This window comes from Agrobacterium salinitolerans (genome assembly GCF_002008225.1).
Classification (GTDB): Bacteria; Pseudomonadota; Alphaproteobacteria; order Rhizobiales; family Rhizobiaceae; genus Agrobacterium; species Agrobacterium salinitolerans.
The window spans coordinates 804,175-825,301 of sequence record NZ_MRDH01000006.1 but is presented as its reverse complement, the minus strand read 5'-3'; the positions used below and the strand labels follow the sequence as shown (position 1 = coordinate 825,301).

At 58.9% G+C, this 21,127-nt stretch carries 20 protein-coding genes; 15 read left to right on the top strand and 5 right to left on the bottom strand.

The annotated features are described in order from the left end of the window. The first annotated feature begins 593 nt into the window (after positions 1-593). Positions 594-1,658 carry a porin gene (locus tag BS627_RS08085; protein WP_077982616.1) on the top strand — a complete coding sequence of 355 codons (1,065 nt, stop codon included), beginning with the start codon at positions 594-596 and terminating at the stop codon, positions 1,656-1,658. 144 nt (positions 1,659-1,802) lie between these two features. Here BS627_RS08085 and BS627_RS08080 read toward each other — a convergent pair whose 3' ends face one another. Next, on the bottom strand, positions 1,803-3,875 hold the full coding sequence (locus tag BS627_RS08080) for a lytic transglycosylase domain-containing protein (protein ID WP_165691173.1): 2,073 nt from the start codon (positions 3,873-3,875) through the stop codon (positions 1,803-1,805). Positions 3,876-4,237: 362 nt separating this feature from the next. On the opposite strand from BS627_RS08080, the gene dapA reads away from it, so the two are divergent. Continuing rightward, positions 4,238-5,122, top strand: coding sequence for a 4-hydroxy-tetrahydrodipicolinate synthase (gene dapA / locus BS627_RS08070; protein ID WP_077982991.1), 885 nt, complete (start codon positions 4,238-4,240; stop codon positions 5,120-5,122). Positions 5,123-5,283: 161 nt separating this feature from the next. After that, positions 5,284-5,766 carry an SsrA-binding protein SmpB gene (gene smpB / locus BS627_RS08065; protein WP_077982615.1) on the top strand — a complete coding sequence of 161 codons (483 nt, stop codon included), beginning with the start codon at positions 5,284-5,286 and terminating at the stop codon, positions 5,764-5,766. A 186-nt stretch (positions 5,767-5,952) separates the two neighbouring features. On the opposite strand, the gene BS627_RS08060 is transcribed toward smpB, so the two are convergent. Continuing rightward, positions 5,953-7,452 carry a methyl-accepting chemotaxis protein gene (locus tag BS627_RS08060; protein WP_077982614.1) on the bottom strand — a complete coding sequence of 500 codons (1,500 nt, stop codon included), beginning with the start codon at positions 7,450-7,452 and terminating at the stop codon, positions 5,953-5,955. A 214-nt stretch (positions 7,453-7,666) separates the two neighbouring features. Further along, positions 7,667-8,236, bottom strand: a complete 570-nt coding sequence (locus BS627_RS08055; protein WP_004440903.1) for a LabA-like NYN domain-containing protein — start codon at positions 8,234-8,236, stop codon at positions 7,667-7,669. A gap of 392 nt (positions 8,237-8,628) precedes the next feature. Between BS627_RS08055 and rpoZ the strand changes: the two genes are divergently transcribed. The 11 genes from rpoZ (at position 8,629) to recO (ending at position 17,911) form a co-directional block, all read left to right on the top strand. Continuing rightward, entirely contained in the window at positions 8,629-9,018 is a 390-nt protein-coding gene (gene rpoZ, locus BS627_RS08050) for a DNA-directed RNA polymerase subunit omega (protein WP_077982613.1), read from the top strand. 132 nt (positions 9,019-9,150) lie between these two features. After that, positions 9,151-11,385: a RelA/SpoT family protein gene (locus tag BS627_RS08045; RefSeq protein WP_077982990.1), complete on the top strand. Its 2,235-nt coding sequence runs from the start codon at positions 9,151-9,153 to the stop codon at positions 11,383-11,385. A 197-nt stretch (positions 11,386-11,582) separates the two neighbouring features. After that, the gene (locus BS627_RS08040) at positions 11,583-11,729 is read left to right on the top strand and encodes a hypothetical protein (RefSeq protein ID WP_003496944.1); all 147 of its coding nucleotides are present in this window, start codon (positions 11,583-11,585) and stop codon (positions 11,727-11,729) included. A 177-nt stretch (positions 11,730-11,906) separates the two neighbouring features. After that, complete coding sequence (locus tag BS627_RS08035; protein WP_077982612.1) at positions 11,907-12,485, top strand: DUF2062 domain-containing protein; 579 nt, start codon at positions 11,907-11,909, stop codon at positions 12,483-12,485. Beyond that, positions 12,482-12,886, top strand: a complete 405-nt coding sequence (gene acpS, locus BS627_RS08030; protein ID WP_077982611.1) for a holo-ACP synthase — start codon at positions 12,482-12,484, stop codon at positions 12,884-12,886. The genes BS627_RS08035 and acpS overlap by 4 nt, the downstream gene beginning before the upstream one ends. Before the next feature lie 206 nt (positions 12,887-13,092). After that, positions 13,093-13,839, top strand: a complete 747-nt coding sequence (gene lepB, locus BS627_RS08025) for a signal peptidase I (protein ID WP_077982610.1) — start codon at positions 13,093-13,095, stop codon at positions 13,837-13,839. Next, the gene (gene rnc, locus BS627_RS08020) at positions 13,836-14,555 is read left to right on the top strand and encodes a ribonuclease III (RefSeq protein WP_077982609.1); all 720 of its coding nucleotides are present in this window, start codon (positions 13,836-13,838) and stop codon (positions 14,553-14,555) included. Before lepB ends, rnc begins: the two co-directional genes overlap by 4 nt. Before the next feature lie 74 nt (positions 14,556-14,629). Then, complete coding sequence (era, locus tag BS627_RS08015; protein ID WP_165691172.1) at positions 14,630-15,580, top strand: GTPase Era; 951 nt, start codon at positions 14,630-14,632, stop codon at positions 15,578-15,580. A 239-nt stretch (positions 15,581-15,819) separates the two neighbouring features. Further along, positions 15,820-16,572 (top strand): Crp/Fnr family transcriptional regulator, encoded by a 753-nt coding sequence (locus BS627_RS08010; protein WP_077982608.1) that lies wholly within the window; start codon positions 15,820-15,822, stop codon positions 16,570-16,572. A gap of 134 nt (positions 16,573-16,706) precedes the next feature. Then, positions 16,707-17,084, top strand: coding sequence for a response regulator (locus tag BS627_RS08005; protein WP_077982607.1), 378 nt, complete (start codon positions 16,707-16,709; stop codon positions 17,082-17,084). 56 nt (positions 17,085-17,140) lie between these two features. After that, positions 17,141-17,911, top strand: a complete 771-nt coding sequence (gene recO / locus BS627_RS08000) for a DNA repair protein RecO (RefSeq protein WP_077982606.1) — start codon at positions 17,141-17,143, stop codon at positions 17,909-17,911. A 1-nt stretch (position 17,912) separates the two neighbouring features. On the opposite strand, the gene BS627_RS07995 is transcribed toward recO, so the two are convergent. Then, positions 17,913-19,127: an MFS transporter gene (locus BS627_RS07995; RefSeq protein WP_165691171.1), complete on the bottom strand. Its 1,215-nt coding sequence runs from the start codon at positions 19,125-19,127 to the stop codon at positions 17,913-17,915. A gap of 166 nt (positions 19,128-19,293) precedes the next feature. On the opposite strand from BS627_RS07995, the gene BS627_RS07990 reads away from it, so the two are divergent. Further along, on the top strand, positions 19,294-20,028 hold the full coding sequence (locus BS627_RS07990; protein ID WP_077982605.1) for a class I SAM-dependent methyltransferase: 735 nt from the start codon (positions 19,294-19,296) through the stop codon (positions 20,026-20,028). 253 nt (positions 20,029-20,281) lie between these two features. Here BS627_RS07990 and BS627_RS07985 read toward each other — a convergent pair whose 3' ends face one another. Continuing rightward, a complete protein-coding gene (locus BS627_RS07985) occupies positions 20,282-21,124 on the bottom strand; it encodes an MOSC domain-containing protein (protein ID WP_077982604.1) in 843 nt (280 codons plus the stop codon). Between the last annotated feature and the right edge of the window lie 3 nt (positions 21,125-21,127).

Genomic DNA, 21,127 nt, shown 5'->3' with positions numbered 1-21,127 from the left:
CATTGTCAGTGATGGAAAGCCCGGCTCTTGAGCCGGGCTTTTTTGTTTGAATGGTATCGTGATAGGGCGGACATCGCGGCGGGTGGCGAGATCGTGGCGGCGTTCCGATTTTCCGCAGCTTTGTCCTCGGAACAGATCGCTATGCATGCCCATCGATTCGTCCGGTACCGGGAGCCTTGAGTCGTTTTAGGAATCCGAACCTGTGGGCTTTTTCTTTTCGGTCAGTTTTTTCTTGCAGAAGTAGGGTCCTCTGCACATTGCAATCGTCTTTTGAACAATTTCCGGTGGCCTGATCGTGTCAAGATTCAGGTGATCTCGTGGGTTTTCTCGCGGCGGATTTTTCGAGACTCTTGTTAAGTAACTGAAAAGCATAAGTTATTAATGATTTTTTAACGAATGGGTTCCTGTCGGTTAGAATTGTAGCTATTTCGCAACAATGAAAAACTAAGGACACCTTACTGTCTTCCTTCTGTCACGATTGCGATTGCCTGTGCGACCGGTTTTGGCTCTAATCATCTTCATAAGCGGCACGCATTTCTGAAGTGCTTCCCACCTGCTGCTTAGAAGATTAAGCGTTTGACTGGAGGTCAACCATGAACATCAAGAGCCTTCTCATCGGCTCCGCTGCCGCTCTCGCAGCAGTATCCGGCGCTCACGCTGCCGACGCTATCGTCGCTGCCGAGCCCGAGCCCCTCGAATACGTTCGCGTTTGCGACGCTTTCGGCACCGGCTTCTTCTACATCCCCGGCACCGAAACCTGCCTGAAGTTCGACGGTTACATCCGTTTCCAGACCGACTTCGGCCGCAATCAGTCCGGTACGTCTGACTGGAACTCGTTCACGCGCGCCCAGTTCAACATCGACACCCGCACCGACACCGAGCTCGGCGCTCTGCGTGGCTACATCGGTCTGCGCGGTCAGGCTGACAACGACAGCGACCGTGGCGTCAACGTCGACCAGGCTTTCATCGAACTCGGCGGCCTGAAGGTCGGTTACATGTACACCTGGTGGGATGACGATCTCTCCGGCGAAACCGATATCCTGTCTTCGAACACGACCCGCGGCAACGCTCTGCGTTACACCTATGACGCTGGTTCGTTCTACGCAGGTATCAGCGTTGAAGAACTGGATGCTAGCCGTGGCGGCTCCAACATCTCCGGCGACATCGTAAAGGGCGGTTCGTTCGAAGGCCCGAACAACGTTGGCGTAAGCGGTATCATCGGCGCCAAGTTCGGTGCAGTCACTGCCAACCTGCTCGGCTCTTACGACACCGACCAGGAAAACGGTGCAATCCGCGCTATCGTGTATGCTGACATCGGTCCCGGCACGTTCGGCCTCTCCGGCGTTTGGGCTTCTGGCGCAAACTACTACTACGAAGAATCCGAATGGGCAGTTGCTGCTGAATACGCAATCAAGGCAACCGATAAGCTGACCATCACCCCTGCTGCTCAGTACCTCGGCACGATCGACATCGCTCCTGACAACGACTTCACTGGCGACCGCGATGCATGGCGCGCTGGTGTAACGGTTGACTACAAGATCACTCAGGGTCTGGATGCCAAGGTTGCTGTCAACTACCAGGACGTCGACGGCACCGATGGTGTTAACGGCGCTGGCGACAGCTGGACCGGTTTCGTTCGCCTTCAGCGTTCGTTCTAATCTGATCTGACATTGTCAGTGATGGAAACCCCGGCAGAAATGCCGGGGTTTTTTGTTTGAGTGCGGTCAGTCCATTAAACAAAAAAGCACCGGGCCTGCCGGTGCTTCGATAGTTTGACAGCGATCAACCGATGTGCCGGGTTTCTATCCCGCCCGCCCATGGCGCAGGTCGTCAACGATATCGGCCTGTTGCCCGAGCCTCGTCTTGTAGACCTGATAATTCTCCATCACCCGCTGCACGTAATTGCGGGTTTCGGGGAAGGGGATGCGCTCGATCCAGTCAATCACCTCGTCGATTGGCTTGCCGCGCGGGTCGCCATAGCGGGCGATCCATTCCGGCACGCGCTTGGGCCCGGCATTATAGGCGATGAAGGTGAGGATATAGGAGCCGCCGAAACTGTCGATCTGCTCGCCGAGATAATGCGCGCCGAGCGTAGCGTTATAACCCGCGTCGGTGGTCAGTCGCGCCTGGATGTAGGGCAGGCCATGCCGTCCGGCCACGCCTTTGGCTGTTCCGGGCAGCAGTTGCAAGAGGCCGCGTGCATTGGCGGCGGAGACGGCGGCCGGGTTGAAGGCGCTTTCCTGCCGGGCGATGGCATAGGCAAGCGCCTTGCCGGAGCCGGCAATATTGGCGCTGGCGGGAATGACGCCGAGCGGATAGGCGAGTGCGGCCGCATCGATGCCGCGGCTGAACGCCGTCTTGCCGATCTGTAGCGAAACCTGATGGTTGCCGTTGCCCTCGGCCCGTGCTGCAAGAATGGCAAGTTCGCCGGGGCTGTCGAGCTGTTCGGCGAGCGACCGGTAAAGGCTGTCGGCCCGCCAGCCATACCCGGCCGCTTCCAGCCGGTCGATGGCGCGCACGGCTTCGCGGCCGGCGAAACGTTCGCGGTCGCCGCTGCTGGGGCTTGGATAGGTGACGTTCAGTGTCTTCGTACCTATCCGCGCGGCGGCGAGCTGGCCGTAAAACGTGCCGGGATGCGCGGCGGCTTTTTCGAAATAGTCACGGGCATTCCCCGGTCCGCCCGCTTCCGCCGCCCGTCCGAGCCAATAATAGGCGCGCGAGGCCGAAAGCGGCCGGTTCGACGTCTGCAACAACGTATTGAAATGGCGAGAGGCTGCCGCCGGATCGCGCAGCGCCCTCAGCGCATACCAGCCGGCATGGAATTCTGCATCGGCAATATCGACGGCTGAAGTGGCCGAATGATTGGCGACGATGCGATAGGCTTCGGCAAAATCACCCAGATCGGCAAGGCCGCGGGCGACGATACGGCGTTCGTTCCACCATTCGCCGGGGTTGACGAGCCTGGCCGTTTCCTTCGGCGCCTGCCGCAGAAGCACGGCGGCTTCCGGATATTTCTGCTGGTTGCGCAGGTTCTCGATGCGCGCGAAGAGATAGGTCGGATCGTTGCGCCAGGAGGCGTCGACCTTGCCCAGCAACGCCGTGGCATTGGCGGATCGCTGTAGCACCGCCGCCCAGGCATTATAAAGCGACTGCGCCTTGCCGAGATCGCCGAAACGTTTCGCCTGGCCGATGCGGCTGCGATACATCAGATAATCCATACGCGCCTTGTGATCGGCCGGCGTCAGATAGGTGGGAAACTCGGCAAGCACACGGTCTTCCATGTCCTTGTCCATGCCTTCGCTGACCCAGAGCTGGCGAATGAAGCGCTGCGATTCGTCTGTTTTACCGGAGGAGGCGAGCGCCTTGGCAAGCACGACGGTTCCTTCCGCGGTTTCCGGCCGGCTGCTGCCGAAGGCTGAAAGCACCTGCGCGGCCGGCGGATCTTCCCGGTAAAGCGCCTTTTCGGAATTGGCCCGCAGGGTGGCGGCACCGGGCCAGCCGGCCAGTTCGCGCTGGGCAGTGGCAATCTCGGCTGATGGCACGTCCTTCTGGCCGGAGACGGCAATTGCCCAGGAGAGAATATGCCGGTCGAGGCTGCCGCTCGGCATGGTGTTGCGCAGCGCGATTGCCCTGGCCGCATCGCGGCTGGACAGCGCGTCGAGGCCGGCCTTCAGCTGGCTGGTATCATCGGGGCGGGTAAGGCGCGGTATGGCGCCGGTGATCTCGGGCGAGGCCGGCATGAAGGCCGGAACAGCAGGCGCATTCGGCTTGACATAGGGAAGCGGCACCGCACCTTCCGGCAGCGGCCCGGCCAGTGCGTTCCAAACGGTTGCGGCAAGACCCGCCGCCATCAATCCCCAGACTGTCTTTTTCATGCCGTTCTTCATTGTGTAAAGGAGTTGCCGATTTTCCTGTAATATCGCTTCATTGCAGCAGGATTGCCGAAAACGGTCTGATGTCCCACACCGGAATCTTGAGATTTCAGCCTTAATGAAATCTTAATAACCGCCCCGCGATTCAATCAACTTTTATTCACCGGCCCGCGAGCGATGTCTCTTTTCGGCGCCGGCTTTTTGCACTTGCCGGTCATGGTCCGGAGACTGTCACACTTCCGACAATTTCGGACAAAATACGGTGCCTTTGCGCTTGTCGGCGTCAAGGGCTGGCTCTAATGTGTGCCGGTTTTAACCATCGAATGCGGCCGAAGCATGAACCGGCTCGGCGCCAGGAGCTTTGCATGTTCAAGGGATCAATTCCCGCCCTCATTACCCCGTTCACGGACAATGGCGCCGTGGACGAACAGGCATTTGCCGCCCATGTGGAATGGCAGATCGCCGAAGGCAGCAGCGGACTTGTGCCCGTGGGCACGACAGGGGAATCTCCAACCCTCTCCCACGACGAACACAAACGGGTCGTCGAGCTGTGCATCGAGGTGGCGGCGAAACGGGTTCCGGTCATTGCGGGCGCAGGCTCCAACAATACCGATGAAGCGATCGAGCTTGCGCTGCATGCGCAGGAGGCCGGTGCGGATGCGCTGCTGGTGGTCACACCCTATTATAACAAGCCGACGCAGAAGGGCCTGTTCGCGCATTTTTCCGCTGTCGCCGAAGCGGTGAAACTGCCGATCGTCATCTACAATATCCCGCCGCGCTCGGTGGTCGACATGTCGCCGGAAACCATGGGTGCGCTGGTCAAGGCGCATAAGAACATCATTGGCGTCAAGGACGCGACCGGCAAGATCGACCGCGTTTCCGAGCAGCGCATTTCCTGCGGCAAGGACTTCATCCAGCTTTCGGGCGAGGATGGCACGGCGCTCGGCTTCAACGCCCATGGCGGCGTTGGTTGCATTTCGGTCTCCGCCAATGTCGCGCCGCGCCTCTGTTCGGAATTCCAGGCGGCAATGCTCGCCGGCGATTATGCCAAGGCGCTGGAATATCAGGATCGCCTGATGCCGCTGCACAAGGCGATCTTCATGGAGCCCGGCGTCTGCGGCACCAAATATGCGCTGTCGAAGACGCGCGGCGGCAATCGCCGGGTCCGCTCGCCCTTGATGAGCACGCTGGAACCGGCAACGGAAGCGGCCATCGATGCGGCGCTGAAGCACGCCGGCCTGATGAACTGAGGCAGGCCCGAAAGCGTTTAAGGCGCGCCATGAACCGCTTCGCGACAGAAGCCGTTCGGCGCGCCTTTTCTTTTCGCGACGACAACATTAAATAGAGGTTCGAAAACCGCTCTCGGCGGTAAGCCGAAGGCGCAATAAGAAAAATAAGGGATTGAAATATCATGGCCCCCAAAGGCAGCCAGCGCGTGGTGAACAAGATCGTTGCGGAAAACCGCAAGGCCCGTTTCAACTACGAAATCATCGATACCTATGAGGCAGGGCTCGTGCTGACCGGCACCGAGGTCAAGTCGCTGCGCGAAGGCAAGGCGAATATCGCCGAATCCTACGCTTCGGACGAGGGCGATGAAATCTGGCTCATCAATTCCCACCTGCCGGAATATCTGCAGGCCAACCGCTTCAACCACGAGCCACGCCGCCGCCGCAAGCTGCTCTTGAACAAGCGTGAGATCAACCGCCTGCGCGCCGGCATCAACCGTGAAGGCATGACGCTGGTACCGTTGAAGGTCTATTTCAACGACAAGGGTCGCGCCAAGCTGGAACTGGCGCTCGCCAAGGGCAAGAAGCTGCACGACAAGCGCGAGACCGAGAAGGAACGCGACTGGAACCGGCAGAAGTCGCGGTTGCTGAAGGGCGGCAACGCCTGAACCGGTTTGGCCGGGCAGGGGATTTGCCGCCTTTCGCGACATGTACCTCCGTCATGCCGGGCTAGATCCGGCATCCAGCCACGGCGCTTCTGTGCCGTGAAAGAGTCTCTGGCGATCAAGGACTTGATCACGCTGGCCCCCGGATCAGCTCCGGGGTGACGGAGTAAAGATCACTCCGGTCATGTCTCAAGCAGCCCGATACGTCCGCTCCACATGCGCCCGCGTTGCAGAAACGCTGAACCGGCTGACAAGCGCCGCCAGATTGGCGCTGACATCGCTCAGATTATGCGTCGCCGCATTCGTCTCTTCCACCATGGCCGCATTCTTCTGGGTCAGGTTGTCCATGCTGTTGATGGCGGCGTTGATTTCCTGAATGCCGACGGACTGCTCCTGCGCCGCCTTTGTCAGCGAGACGATATGTTCCTGAATATGATCGACCTTGTTGCCGATCGTATTCAAGGATTCGCCCGTCTTGTTGACCAGCGAAACGCCCTGCATCACATCGTCGGAAGATTTGGCGATCAGCGTCTTGATTTCCTTGGCGGCGTTGGCGGAGCGTTGTGCGAGTTCGCGCACCTCCTGGGCGACAACGGCGAAGCCCTTGCCGGCCTCACCGGCGCGTGCAGCCTCCACGCCGGCATTCAGCGCCAGAAGATTGGTCTGGAACGAAATCTCGTCGATGACGGAAATGATCTGGGTGATCTTTTGCGACGATTCCTCGATGGCGCCCATCGCCTTCACCGCTTCCGTCACCACATCGCGCGAGCGCGCGGCTTCAACGGCCGAGCTTTCAACGATGGCCTTGGCCTCTTCGGAACGCTGCGCCGACAATTTGGAAATGGTGGTGATTTCCTCGACGGCAGCGGCGGTTTCCTCAAGGGCGGCGGCCTGCTGCTCCGTGCGGCGGGCCATGTCGTCGGTCGCGGAAGTCAGTTCACGGGTATTGCTGGAAATCTTGTTTGCTTCCTCGACGATCTGCGCAAAGGCGCCGGAGAGATTGCCGACCGCGGCGTTGAAGTTGGCGATCAGCCCCTCGAACTGCGGTGCGGTCTTTTCGCCGATGCTGGAAGTGAGGTCGCCGTTTGCCAGCTTGTTGAGGGCATTGTTGAGCAGTTCGAGAACGTGATCCTGCTCCCTCTTCATCTGCGCCTGTTCGGCTTCCACCTTCTGCCGCTCGGCGGCCAGCACGTCGAGATAGACGGAGATCGAATAATCCATGTCGAGAAGGGCGGCCTTGATGGTGGCCGACAAGGCGTCCTTCACCTTTTTGGCCTTCTTCTCCATGAAAAGGCCCTTCAATTCGGACTCGATCACGGCCTTGACGATGCCATCCAGCATCAGCGCGTAGCCACCGATATACCACCTCGGCTCCAGCCCCAGTCTTGCATGGGTGCGGCCGATGGCGGTCACGGCATCGGTATAATCCGCATTGAATGTACCGGAGGCTATCCTCTCCCAGTGCTTGAGCTGCATGCCCTTGGCGTGCTGGATATGGGCCTCGCTAGTGAAGAACTTCGCCGTCTCCGGCACCGAGCGGGCCTTGGCGTAAAAGCGATCGAGGGACGCATCGAGGGAGCCGGTAATGACGCCCTTCATGTCTGAAAGATTTTGCCGCTCACCGTGGCCAAGCCCCAGAAAATTCAGTCGTTCATCAAGTTGTCGGTCGGTTTTTGCTTGGCCGTGCATGTCTAGTCATCCTGCTTTGACACCCCAAATCACGTAACTGGTGTCTTTGCGTGATTTAGACACGTCTAAAATTAACCAAGATATAATTTCGACTGACCGGATTTGATGTTTGTTAAGTTTAAAAGGAATTTTACCTTGGGCGATCAACGCAAAACAAAAAAGGCGCCCGTTTTTCAACGGACGCCTTTAAAAGTCTGCGGTGTCTAAACCAGGGTCAAACCGTCTCCGGACCCTCTGCGTGCCGGGCGGGGCGCTCGTTCGGGTCGCGCCCGATCTCGGCCTTCAGCGTCATCAGATCGATGAAGTGATCGGCCTGTCGGCGCAAGTCGTCGGCGATCATCGCAGGCTGCGTGGCCATGGTGGAAACCACCGAAACCTTGCGGCCCTTGCGCTGCAGCGCATCCACCAGAGTGGTGAAATCGCCGTCGCCGGAGAAGAGCACCAGGTGATCGACCGTCTCGGACTGTTCCATGGCATCGACTGCCAGTTCGATGTCCATGTTGCCCTTGATCTTGCGGCGGCCGAGTGCGTCGGTGAATTCCTTCGCCGGCTTTGTCACGACCTTGTAGCCGTTATAATCCAGCCAGTCGATCAGCGGGCGGATCGAGGAATATTCCTGATCCTCGATGAGCGCCGTATAATAATAGGCACGCAGCAGGTATCCGCGCTTTTGAAACGCCTTCAGGAGCTTGCGGTAGTCGATATCGAATCCCAGGCTTTTCGATGCTGCATAAAGATTGGCCCCGTCTATGAAGAGCGCAATTTTCTCCCGTGGATCGAACATTCCATCCCATTCCTTTTCTTGGAAAGGCCATTATCTGGCTTTTATATCCGGTCGATGACGCAAAAAAACATGTCGTATCAACGCGCTTTGCGTGTCGCCGTTGCGTTTTAAGTAAGCTACCTTCCCCCTTATTCCAAGACAATTCTTCTAGACATTTTGCTCATCAGACGCCAAACATGGGCGATATGGTGCCAAAAGACGCCAAAGACAGGAAAAACTTGAATTCCGCGGCCAATGGCTGTATCGGAGGCTGGAAAGCGTCGTCGCGAGAAATCTTGAATGTTTTTCGCAAGGCACGAAGCGCAGATTCAATAGGTTAGAGTAACCCTTGTGCACCCCGAACATCGCACGGCGCTCTGATCCACGACATTACGACCCGCAAAGGACAGGCAATGGCCCGCGTCACAGTTGAAGATTGCATTGATAAAGTAGACAACCGTTTCGAGCTGGTGCTTCTCGCCAGCCACCGTGCGCGCCAGATTTCTCAAGGGTCTTCCATCACGGTTGACCGCGACAACGACAAGAACCCGGTTGTGGCGCTGCGCGAAATCGCTGACGAGACGCTGTCTCCCGACGATCTGAAGGAAGACCTGATCCACTCGCTGCAGAAGCACGTGGAAGTGGACGAGCCCGAGCCCGATCCGGTCACGCTCGCCGCCTCCGCTGCCGAGGGCGAAGACGACGACCAGCCGGAAACCGTCACTTTCGACCAGATGTCGGAAGAAGAACTGCTGGCCGGTATCGAAGGCCTTGTGCCGCCGGAAAAAAACGACGATTATTGATCCGGTTTTATGATGCCTTTGGCAGGCGACGGTTACTGTCTGTCAATAGTTGCCGTCATAATCTGATCCCTATTGATGCAGCATTGTGCGCCGACCCCAAGGTTGGCGCGCTTTCTTTTTGTGGAATATCGCATGATGCGGCAATACGAACTCGTCGAGCGGGTTCAAAAATATAAACCGGATGCGAATGAGGCCCTGCTCAACAAGGCCTATGTTTACGCGATGCAGAAACATGGCCAGCAGAAGCGGGCCAATGGCGACCCCTATATTTCGCATCCGCTGGAAGTTGCCGCAATCCTCACTGAAATGCATCTCGACGAATCGACCATCGCGGTGGCGCTGCTGCACGATACGATCGAGGACACCACCGCCACCCGCGCAGAAATCGACGAGCTTTTCGGCGAGGATATCGGCCGGCTGGTGGAGGGACTGACCAAGCTCAAGAAGCTCGATCTCGTTACCCGCAAGGCGAAACAGGCCGAAAACCTGCGCAAGCTGCTGCTCGCCATTTCCGACGACGTGCGCGTTCTTCTGGTGAAGCTTGCCGACCGTCTGCATAATATGCGCACCATGGAATATATGCCGGCCGACAAGCGCAGCCGCATTTCCGAAGAAACCATGGAAATCTATGCGCCGCTCGCCGGCCGCATGGGCATGCAGGATATGCGCGACGAGCTGGAGGACCTGTCCTTCCGTTACCTTAACCCTGAAGCCTATGAGACGGTGACCAACCGTCTTCAGGAGCTGGAAACGCGCAATGAAGGGCTGATCAAGAAGATCGAGGACGAGTTGCGCGAGCTTCTCGTGGCAAACGGGCTGGTCGGGGCAGGCGTGAAGGGGCGTCAGAAGAAGCCCTATTCGGTGTTTCGCAAGATGCAGTCGAAGTCGCTCTCCTTCGAGCAGCTTTCCGATGTCTACGGTTTCCGCATTCTGGTGGATGACATTCCCTCTTGCTATCGGGCGTTGGGCATCGTGCATACGCGCTGGCGCGTGGTGCCGGGCCGGTTCAAGGACTATATCTCCACACCGAAGCAGAACGACTACCGTTCCATCCACACCACCATCGTCGGTCCTTCACGCCAGCGTATCGAGCTGCAGATCCGCACCAAGCGCATGCATGAGATCGCCGAATTCGGCATCGCGGCCCATGCGCTTTACAAGGATGGCGAAAACGGGGAGGGCGATCTGCTCTCGCCGGAATCGAACGCCTATTCCTGGCTGCGCCACACCATCGAATCGCTGGCCGAAGGCGACAGCCCGGAAGAATTCCTCGAGCATACGAAGCTCGAGCTGTTCCAGGATCAGGTGTTCTGCTTCACGCCTAAGGGCAAGCTGATCGCCCTGCCGCGCGGCGCCACCCCCATCGATTTCGCCTATGCGGTGCACACCAATATCGGCGACACCACGGTCGGCGCCAAGATCAACGGGCGGATCATGCCGCTCGTCACCCGCTTGAACAATGGTGACGAGGTGGAGATCATCCGCTCCGGCGTGCAGGTGCCGCCCGCCGCCTGGGAAGAGGTCGTGGTGACAGGCAAGGCGCGTTCTGCCATTCGCCGCGCCACCCGCATGGCCATCCGCAAGCAATATTCCGGCCTCGGTTATCGCATTCTGGAACGCACCTTCGAACGCGCCGGCAAGGCCTTTTCGCGTGAAGCTTTGAAACCCGTGCTGCATCGTCTGGCGCAGAAGGATGTCGAAGATGCCATCGCCGCCGTCGGCCGTGGTGAAGTCTCGTCGCTCGATGTGCTGCGTGCGGTCTATCCGGATTATCAGGATGAGCGTGTGACGGTGAAGATGACCGGCGACGATGGCTGGTTCAACATGCGCAGCGCCTCCGGCATGGTCTTCAAGATACCCGGCAAGTCGCGCTCCGTACTTGAGGACGATGGTGCCGCCGAGATGCTGGATGGGCCGGACCCGCTGCCCATCCGTGGCCTTTCCGGCAATGTCGACGTGCATTTCGGTTCCGCCGGCGCCGTACCGGGTGATCGCATCGTCGGCATCATGGAAAATGGCAAAGGCATCACCATCTATCCCATTCAGGCTCCGGCGCTGCAACGCTTCGACGATGAGCCGGAGCGCTGGATCGATGTGCGCTGGGACCTCGATGAGGCGAACAAGTCGCGCTTCATGGCGCGGGTGATGATCAATGCGCTGAACGAACCGGGCACGCTCGCCTCCGTGGCGCAGTCGATCGCCACGCTGGACGTCAATATTCGCGGCCTCAACATGGTGCGCATCGGCACGGATTTCTCCGAGCTGGCGCTGGATGTCGAAGTCTGGGATCTCAGGCAGCTGAACCAGCTTCTGTCGCAGCTCAAGGATCTCGATTGCGTTTCGACCGTAACGCGTGCCTTCGATTGAGGCATTTTTGATCTTTTGTAAGCACTGCGAGGCCGTTGTTATGCGTTGAACGCATGGCAGCGGCCTTTTCCTGTCTCTGGTGGCGGAGGCGGTTTGCGACTATTTTCATCTCAGAAATTGAAGAGAAGGAAATGCGGCGTGCCGGTGGATGAACACCGATGAGAAACGCCAGTTCCAAACCGAAAGGACCGAAAATCATGTTTACTCCGCTTCGCAAGATCGCCCGCGCCGTTCGTGGCAAGACCACCCAGGAACGCGAATTCGAATATCTCAGCGGTTCGGTATCGAATGTCGACCTCGAATTCCGCCAGCGCGAAATCGACCGCGGCCTGTTCCGCCGGTAATGCGCACAGCGCATGGCAGCCCTTCGCCATGCGTTTGGATCAGCGCGGGCATCGCGGGCTGTGTGGCCATTCCCGCATGGATAGTCGGCGCCGCATGTCCCTGCCGCTTTTGGCGCGCTTCTGAATATGGCCTTGTGCCTCTTGGCTCGGCCCGGGCGATGAAATAAACTGCACCCCATGCCGTTTCGCCGCCGTGAACCCGTTGGTTTTTCAGACAAGATTCGCGACCTGTTTTGGCCGCGCACGGGTTTTTCCCGTTCGCTGCGCTATATGAAGCTGCGTCTGCTGCGGCTTTCCGCGTCTCCGCATTCCGTCGCCGCCGGTGTCGCCATCGGTGTGGCCGTGGCCTGGACACCCTTTCTCGGTGTCCATATCATCATTGCCATGGCGCTCGGTTTTCTAATGCGTGTCAATCTCGTCGCTGCCGCGCTCGGCACCACCTTTGCCAATCCACTGACATTTCCGTTCATCTGGGCATCTACCTGGGAACTGGGGCACTTCATCCTCGGGCGGCGGAAGATCGAAAGCGCAGCGGATGTGGATTTCGTGGCGCTGTTCAGCCATCTCGAATTCCGTCAGATATGGACGCCGGTGCTGGAACCCATGACAATCGGCGCGTTTTTTCCCGCCCTTGTCAGCGCGGTCGTCGCCTATATCGCCGTTTATGGTCTCATCAGCGGTTTCCAGCGGCGCAAGATGGAAAATCTCGCGCATCGCGCCGCCAACAAGAATGCTTCTCTGGAGATGTTGAAATGATCATTGGATTGGGCAGCGACCTGATCGACATCCGCCGCGTTGAAAAATCGATCGAACGTTTCGGCGAGCGCTTCACCCATCGCTGTTTCACCGATATCGAGCGCGCCAAATCCGATGGCCGCAAGAACCGCGCCGCTTCCTATGCCAAGCGTTTCGCCGCCAAGGAAGCCTGTTCCAAGGCGCTGGGGACCGGCCTTGCGAACGGCGTTTTCTGGAAGGATATGGGCGTCGTCAATCTGCCGGGCGGCAAGCCGACCATGGTGTTGACCAATGGGGCAGGGGAAAGGCTGACGGCGCTGCTGCCCGCCGGCCACCGCGCCAATATTCACCTGACGATCACGGATGATTTTCCCTATGCTCAGGCATTTGTGATTATCGAGGCGCTTCCCGTGAACGGGTAAGACCCGGTGAAGCCGCATTGGCGTCCTATTTGCGGACGTGTCACAGAAGCGCTTCCCTTCGGGCTGGAAAGGTTCTAGAGAAGTCGCAGAAATATGAAAGCCTTGCCGGCCGCGTGAGACAGCATCACCCGCCGCAGGCGCGATAAGCAACGGCCCGGGAGCTTCTGAAATCGAAGAAGCCGGGAAACAATCAGGCAGGTCTTTAAGTGTCGGAAAAAGCTGAAAAGAAGCAGAACGCCCTCTGGGAGAACGTCAAGGTCATCATTCAGGCGCTGCTGCTGGCCATGGTCATCCGCACCGTGCTGTTTCAGCCCTTCACGATCCCGTCCGGCTCTATGATGCCGACGCTGCTGGTGGGCGACTATCTTTTCGTCAACAAGTTCTCCTACGGCTATTCGAAATATTCGCTGCCCTTTTCGCCGAACCTGTTTTCGGGCCGCATTCTCGAATTCAGCAAGCCGAAGCGCGGCGATGTCGTGGTCTTCCGCTTGCCGCCCAATCCTGAAGTCGATTACATCAAGCGCCTGGTCGGCTTACCCGGTGATCGCATCCAGGTGACGAACGGCGTGCTGTTCATTAACGGTCAGCCGGTTCCCAAGCAGTCCGACGGCACCTTCACCTCCGATTACCGCGCCGATCCGGGCGCCAATGTGCCTGTCTTTCGCGAAACGCTCGACAATGGCGTCACCTACGATACGCTCGACCAGTCGCCCGACTCGCGCGGCGACAACACCCGCGAATTCGTGGTGCCCGAAGGCCATTATTTCATGATGGGTGACAACAGAGACAATTCGCTCGACAGCCGTTTCGACGTCGGTTTCGTACCGGAAGAAAACCTGATCGGCCGCGCCAGCGTCATCTTCTTCTCGCTGGGCAATGACACGCCGTTCAGCCGCATTTGGGATTGGCCCGCCAACATGCGTTGGGACCGCCTCTTCAAGGTTGTGGAATGAGCAAGACCAAGCCGCTTTCGGCGGATGAGATTTCCCGTCTGGAAGCGTTGATCGGATATGAGTTCAAGGAAAAGGCCCGGCTCGACCGGGCCTTGACCCATGCCAGCGCCCGCTCCGCCGCGGCCGGCAATTACGAGCGGCTGGAATTTTTAGGCGACCGCGTTCTCGGTCTCTGCGTTGCCGAACTGCTGTTCTCCACCTTCCGCAACGCCACCGAAGGCGAGCTTTCGGTTCGTCTGAACCAGCTCGTCAGCGCCGAATCCTGCGCCGCGATCGGCGACGAGATGGGCCTGCACAATTTCATCCGCACCGGTTCGGATGTGAAGAAGCTGACTGGCAAGGCGATGCTCAACGTGCGCGCCGATGTTGTCGAAAGCCTGATTGCCACCATCTATCTGGATGGCGGGCTGGAAGCGTCGCGCAAATTCATTCTGAAATACTGGCAAGGCCGGGCCACGAGCGTGGATGCCGGGCGTCGTGATGCAAAGACCGAATTGCAGGAATGGGCGCATGCCAGATTTGCGACCACGCCCTCCTACCGTATTGACGATCGCTCCGGACCGGATCACGATCCACGCTTTACGGTGACGGTGGAAATTCCCGGCGTGAAGCCGGAGACCGGTGTCGAGCGCTCCAAGCGCGCGGCCGAACAGGTGGCGGCAACGAGATTGCTGGAACGCGAAGGCGTCTGGCAGAAAAGCCCCACCGGAAACTGAGCACCCGACGACAGGGTGCTGCAATCGAGCGCATGGCGGACCCTATGGCCGCATGTTGAATACCTCTGACCTTGATGGATATCATGACCGATCACGAAAACCCCGCCGTTGAAGGCGAAGACAATGCCCTTCCGACCCATTCCGGCTTCGTGGCCCTCATCGGCCCAACCAATGCCGGCAAGTCGACGCTGGTGAACCGGCTGGTGGGCGCCAAGGTTTCGATCGTCAGCCACAAGGTGCAGACGACGCGCGCCGTTATGCGCGGCATCGCCATTCACGACAACGCCCAGATCGTGTTCATGGACACGCCCGGTATCTTCAAACCGCGCCGCCGGCTGGACCGCGCGATGGTCACGTCCGCCTGGGGTGGCGCGAAGGATGCCGATCTCATCCTGCTGCTGATCGATAGCGAACGCGGCCTGAAGGGCGATGCCGAGGCCATTCTCGAAGGACTGAAGGATGTTCCGCAGAAGAAAATCCTCTGCCTCAACAAGATCGATCAGGTGAAGCGGGAAGACCTCCTGAAGCTCGCTGCCGCCGCCAATGAGACGGTCGCGTTTGACCGCACTTTCATGATTTCGGCAACCAATGGCTCGGGCTGTGAAGACCTGATGAACTACCTGGCCGCCGAATTGCCGGAAGGTCCGTGGTATTATCCGGAGGACCAGATTTCCGACCTGCCGATGCGCCAGCTCGCTGCCGAAATCACCCGCGAAAAACTCTTCCTGCGCCTGCATCAGGAACTGCCCTATGCCTCGCATGTCGAGACGGAAAAGTGGGAGGAACGCAAGGACGGCTCCGTGCGCATCGAGCAGGTGATCTATGTCGAACGCGACAGCCAGAAGAAGATCGCGCTCGGCAAGAACGGCGATGCGATCAAGGCGATCTCCACCGCGTCGCGTAAGGAACTGTCAGAGATCCTCGAGCAGCCGGTGCATCTCTTCCTGTTCGTGAAGGTGCGCGAGAACTGGGGCGATGACCCCGAGCGCTTCCGTGAAATGGGTCTGGAATTTCCGCGGGGCTAAGGCCGAAAGGCATCCTCCCTCAACCCTGTGCCTGTCACAGGGTTCCAGCCGATGCGGCTCGCGCGCGGCGAGTAGAGCGTTTTCAGCCCAATGACTTGGGCTGACCAATTTCCTGTGACGAGCACAGGAATAAAGGGCGCAAGGGCTTTGAATATCTTCAATATTTATCGGGAACCGAATACGTTCGGGCGTGTTGTTCCAAAACGATTGGGCGCAACCTTTTTTGATGATGGATATTCATGTCGCCGAAAAAACCGAACGGAATTTCCACCACCCCCTGCCAGCAATGTCCCCTGCGCGACCTGCCGCATTTTCGGGACTTTTCCTCCCCTGAACTCGATTTCGTCTCCCGTTTCAAGACAGGAGAACTCGCGGTTGAAAGCGGCTCCGTCATCCTGATGGAAGGCTCGCACAGCGCCCATCTTTATACCGTCCTGCAAGGCTGGGCTTTCCGATACAAGACACTGGAAGACGGACGCCGGCAGATCCTCAATTATGTCATGCCGGGTGACCTCGTCGGCCTTCAGGGCACGGTGATGGGGGAAATGGAGCATTCGGTGGAGGCCCTGTCGCCGGTGACGCTCTGCGTTTTCGAGCGATCGCGGCTCAACAATCTCTTCACCGATCACCCGACTCTTGCCTTTGATCTCACCTGGATCGCGGCAAGCGAGGAGCGCATGCTCGACGACCATCTCCTCAGCATCGGCCGACGCACCGCGCTGGAGCGCGCGGCCTATCTCATCGCCTTCCTGTATAGTAAGGCGAAGGCGGTTGATCTCATCCGCAACGAAACACCTATTCCCGTCACCCAGCAGCATGTGGCAGATACGCTCGGCCTTTCCATTGTGCACACCAACAAGACCTTGAGAAAGCTGGTCGATCGCGGCCTCATACGCTGGACGGACAAGGGTTGTCTGGTGCTTGATAATGCCGGGCTGGCCAATGTTGCCGGCTGGGAAAGCGACCAAAAGCGCCAAAGGCCCTTCATTTGATCTTCTTCCGACATGTCTTTTTTAAATGACGCTGGAGCCATAATTTGCGACTTCTGTGGTGATATCTCGCTTGAGATCACGTCGCAGACTGCGACTTTGAGCCATGGGCTCTCTATTTAGGAAGAAGAAAAGATATGGTGCCACAACGGGTTATCATCGTTGAGGATGAATATCTGGTGGCCCTTGATGTCGAAGCGGTTCTCCAGTCCATGGGCGTGGAAACGATCGTAATCGCAACGACGCTTGGGCAAGCAAAGCAGGCCGTCGAACAGGATGGTGCCGATTGCGTTCTTCTCGATGTCAGCCTGACGGACGGCAAAAGTTACGCTTTCGCGCGCGATTTGCGGGAAGTGGGCATTCCCTTCGGTTTCGTCAGCGGTTATGGCGACACGACGGGTTTTCCGGAAGATCTCATGCACGCGCCGTTGCTCGGCAAGCCTTTCGGTGAAAACGAAATTGTCGATTTCGTTCTCAATCTCGTCGGCACGGTCGGCGACGCCGTAAAAGAATAACGTTTTGCCGCCAGATCGGGTATGCTCGGACCTGAATCGAAATCCGGACGCGTTTCATGCAGTGGCAGGAAGAGGCAATCATTCTCGGCGTCAAACGCCATGGCGAGACGAGTGTCATCGCCGAGGTGATGACCCCTTCGCGTGGCCGCCATCTGGGGCTGGTGCGTTCCGGCCGTTCCCGCAGCATGCAGCCGGTGTTGCAGGCCGGAAACCGGGTGGATGTCATCTGGCGGGCGCGCCTTCACGATCATCTGGGCGAGTTCCGCATCGAGCCGCTGCAATTGCGCGCAGCACAGCTGATGGAAACGGCGACCGCCGTTTATGGCGTGCAGGCCATGGGCGCATTGCTCAGGCTTCTGCCGGAGCGCGATCCGCACCCGCATCTCTATCAGGCGCTGGATATCATTCTCGATAATCTGCATGACCCCGTCGATGCCGGGGAATTGTTCGTGCGTTTCGAACTGGCGGTGCTGAACGAGCTCGGTTTCGGGCTCGATCTTACCGAATGTGCGGCGACGGGGCTGCGCACCGATCTCATCTATGTATCGCCGAAAACGGGCAGGGCGGTTTGCCGCACGGCAGGTGCGCCCTATGCGGAGCGGATGCTGTCGCTTCCGGCTTTCTTGAGCGAAGGCCAGTCGAAGGCGGCCGATCCTGACAGCCTTGCGGCGGCTTTCCGCCTCACCGCTCATTTTCTCAACCGGCATGTCTACGATCCGCGTGGCCTCAACGAAAACGCCGCCCGCGACGGTTTCGTGCAGGCGGCGCTGAAGGCGCTGGAAGGCCGAGTGGCGGCGCCTGCGCTCAACAGGGCCGTGCAGGCTTAGATCAGGCCATTGCAGGCCTCGGAGCCGGCCGCTCCTGAATGGGCCAATGCACGATGGCCGCAAAAATCCCCATGCCGACGCCCAGCCACCAGACGAGATCATAGGAACCGAACCTGTCATAAAGGAAACCGCCCAGCCAGACGCCGAGGAAGGAGCCGATCTGGTGGGTAAGAAAAACCACACCGCCCAGCATGCCGAGATGACGTGTGCCGAACATGATCGCCACCAGCGCATTGGTGGGCGGTACGGTGGAAAGCCACAGAATGCCCATGACGGAGGCGAAGAGGATGACCGAAAGCGGCGATTGCGGCAGCAGCAGGAAGGCCGTGACCACGACCGAGCGGGCAATATAGATATAAGCCAGCAGATAGGGTTTGGAATAACGCTGGGCGATGACGCCGGCGGCAAGCGAGCCGATGATGTTGAAGAAGCCGATCAGCGCCATGGCGATGACGGCGTACCGTGGTTCGATGCCGATATCGCCGAGATAGGCCGGAAAATGCGCGGTGATAAAGGCCACCTGAAAACCGCAGACGAAGAAACCGGTGGTCAAAAGCAGGTAGCTTTTATGGCCGAGCGCCTCCTTCAGAGCTTCGCCCGCCGTCTGCTGGAACTGCGCCTGCGACTGGCTGCCGGAGGATGAATTGCCGCGCATGAAAAAGGCGAGCAGCGGCACGAGCATCATCATCGCTGCGAGCCAGACGAGGCTGTCCGACCAGCCATAGTTGGAAATCAGCCCCTGGCTGATCGGCGCAAACAGGAACATGCCGGCCGAACCCGCCGCCGTGCCGATGCCGAAGGCGAGCGAACGTTGCTGCGGCGTCACATGGCGTGCAAAGGCCGAAAGGATGACGCTGAAGGAGCCGGCGGCAATGCCGAGCCCGACGAGAACGCCGCCGCCGAAATGCAGCCAGAACGTCGAGGTCCCGAAAGACATGCAGATGAGGCCGGCAGCATAAAGCAGGCCGGAAAGAACGAGCACGCGACCCGTGCCGTATTTATCGGCGATGGCGCCGAAGAAGGGCTGGCCAAGCCCCCAGAAGAGGTTCTGCAAAGCCATGGCAAGACCGAAGGTCGAGCGATCCCAGCCGGTATCGGCAAGCATCGGCAACTGGAAGAAACCCATTGCCGAGCGGGGACCGAAGGTCATGACCGCAATCAGCGACCCGGCGGCGATAATCACCCAGGGCATGGTCTGGCGTGTGGCTTGCGACATGAATATTCCCCCATCGCGGTGCCTCGCCTCAGGGAAAAGGCGCATGGCTTGCCGCAGAATCCGCTACGATGGAACGAATATTATCTTTTGTCAGCCGGTCCCACTAGCGACTTTTCTTGACGGCCACTATTCATGCCATTGATGGAATGCGGAAGAAGAGACGACGATGAAACAGAATATCTACGACGACGCAGGGTTTTTCGAGCGCTACAGCGCCATGCCGCGCTCCGTGGAGGGTCTGCGTCAGGCCGGCGAGTGGCATGAATTGCGCGCCATGTTGCCGGACCTGAAAGGCAGGTCTTTCCTCGATCTCGGTTGCGGTTTCGGTTGGCATTGCCGTTATGCGGCGGAGCAGGGTGCTGCCCATATCGTTGGCGTCGATCTCTCCGAAAACATGCTGCGCCGCGCCGTCGAGATCAATGGCGGTCCGGGCATAGACTATCGCCGCGCCGCCATCGAAGACATCGATTTTCCGCAGGAAAGTTTCGATGTGGTGCTGAGTTCTCTCGCCCTGCATTACGTTCGCGATCTCGACGTGGCATTCGCGAAGATTTTTGCCGTGCTGAAATCCGGTGGCGATTTCATCTTTTCCATCGAACATCCTGTTTTCACGGCGCTGGAAAAACAGGACTGGTTCTATGACGAGGAGGGCGAAATCCTCCACTGGCCGCTCGACAATTATCAGAACGAAGGCGTGCGCCACTCCAACTGGATGGCGGATGACGTGGTTAAATATCACCGCACGTTGTCAGGCATTCTCAACAGCCTGCTTTCTGCCGGTTTTACCCTGACGCGTCTGGCCGAGCCCAGGCCAGATCCGGCTTTGATGGCCGAGCGCCCGGAATTGAGACACGAGGATCGCCGCCCGATCTTTCTGATTGTCGGGGCGAAAAAGCCGTGACTTCAGACTGCGCGTCGCATTTGCGAGTGTGAAACAATGATGGAGATCGGCGCGTCCAGCTCTGAGCCGGTTGTTGAGCGATGACCGTAGCGCGCTCCTCCTCATCCCTGTGCTCGTCACAGGGATCCAGCCAGCCCAAGTCCTTGGGCTGAAAAGAGTCTCTCCGCTGCGCCGCCGCGCGTTAGCTGGATTCCTGTGACGAGCACAGGAGTGAGGGAGAGAAGGTGTGCCCGGTCAGAACCAAGCCGCCGGCCTACCGCCGCTTGATCGCCCAGCCTTCCGGCCTTTCCTCGATCACCCTGGCAACATCGCCGACGGATAGCCGGCCTTCGCCGCGCGGCGTGACGTTCCAGCCGAACAGCGGGCCGGGCACGCGTCGGTCGCCGGACATGCGGATGCGGCCCATCGCCTTCATGGGGGAGGGCACATCGCGGGAGCCGGTCATCTGGTCCTGTGTGGTCATGATGCAGCGGGCGCAGGGCTTGACGAGATCGAAACGAATGCCGCCCATCTCGATGGCCGCCCAGCGATCCTCCGCCCATGCTTCGTCCGTGTCGAGCACGATATTGGGCCGGAAACGCTCCATGCCAACGGCCTCCTCGCCATTTTCGCGCATATTGTCGTTCAGCGCGGCAAGCGAGGCGGTGGTGGTGACGAGAATCTGGTAACCGTCGGCAAAGGTGACGGGGGTTTCATTGCCCGTCCATTCGAGGCTCGCAATGCGTTTAGAGGCATCATCGAAGAACGCCAACTTCACCTCGCGTCCGAGCCAGGCCGAAAGCGTGTCATTGGTCTCGTCATCGGCGATATTGGCGCTGACGATCGATTTCCACACCGCCACATCCATGCGCTGGCCTGATGGCTGTGCGACTACCTCGCCGTCTTCGCCCCTTGAAAGCAGCATGCCCTCGTCCTCATGGCGAGCCAGAACCGTGGCAATAGCAGGCAATTCACGCTGAGTGATGAAGTGGCCCGATGGGTCGACAAGCATGGCGCGGCGGTCGCCCGGCAGGCCTTCGGCCGAAACAGTGCTTTCGGAGAGGGGAATGCCGCGCGCGCTTTTCAGCGGATAGATGTTCAGTTCGGTCACACGCATCTC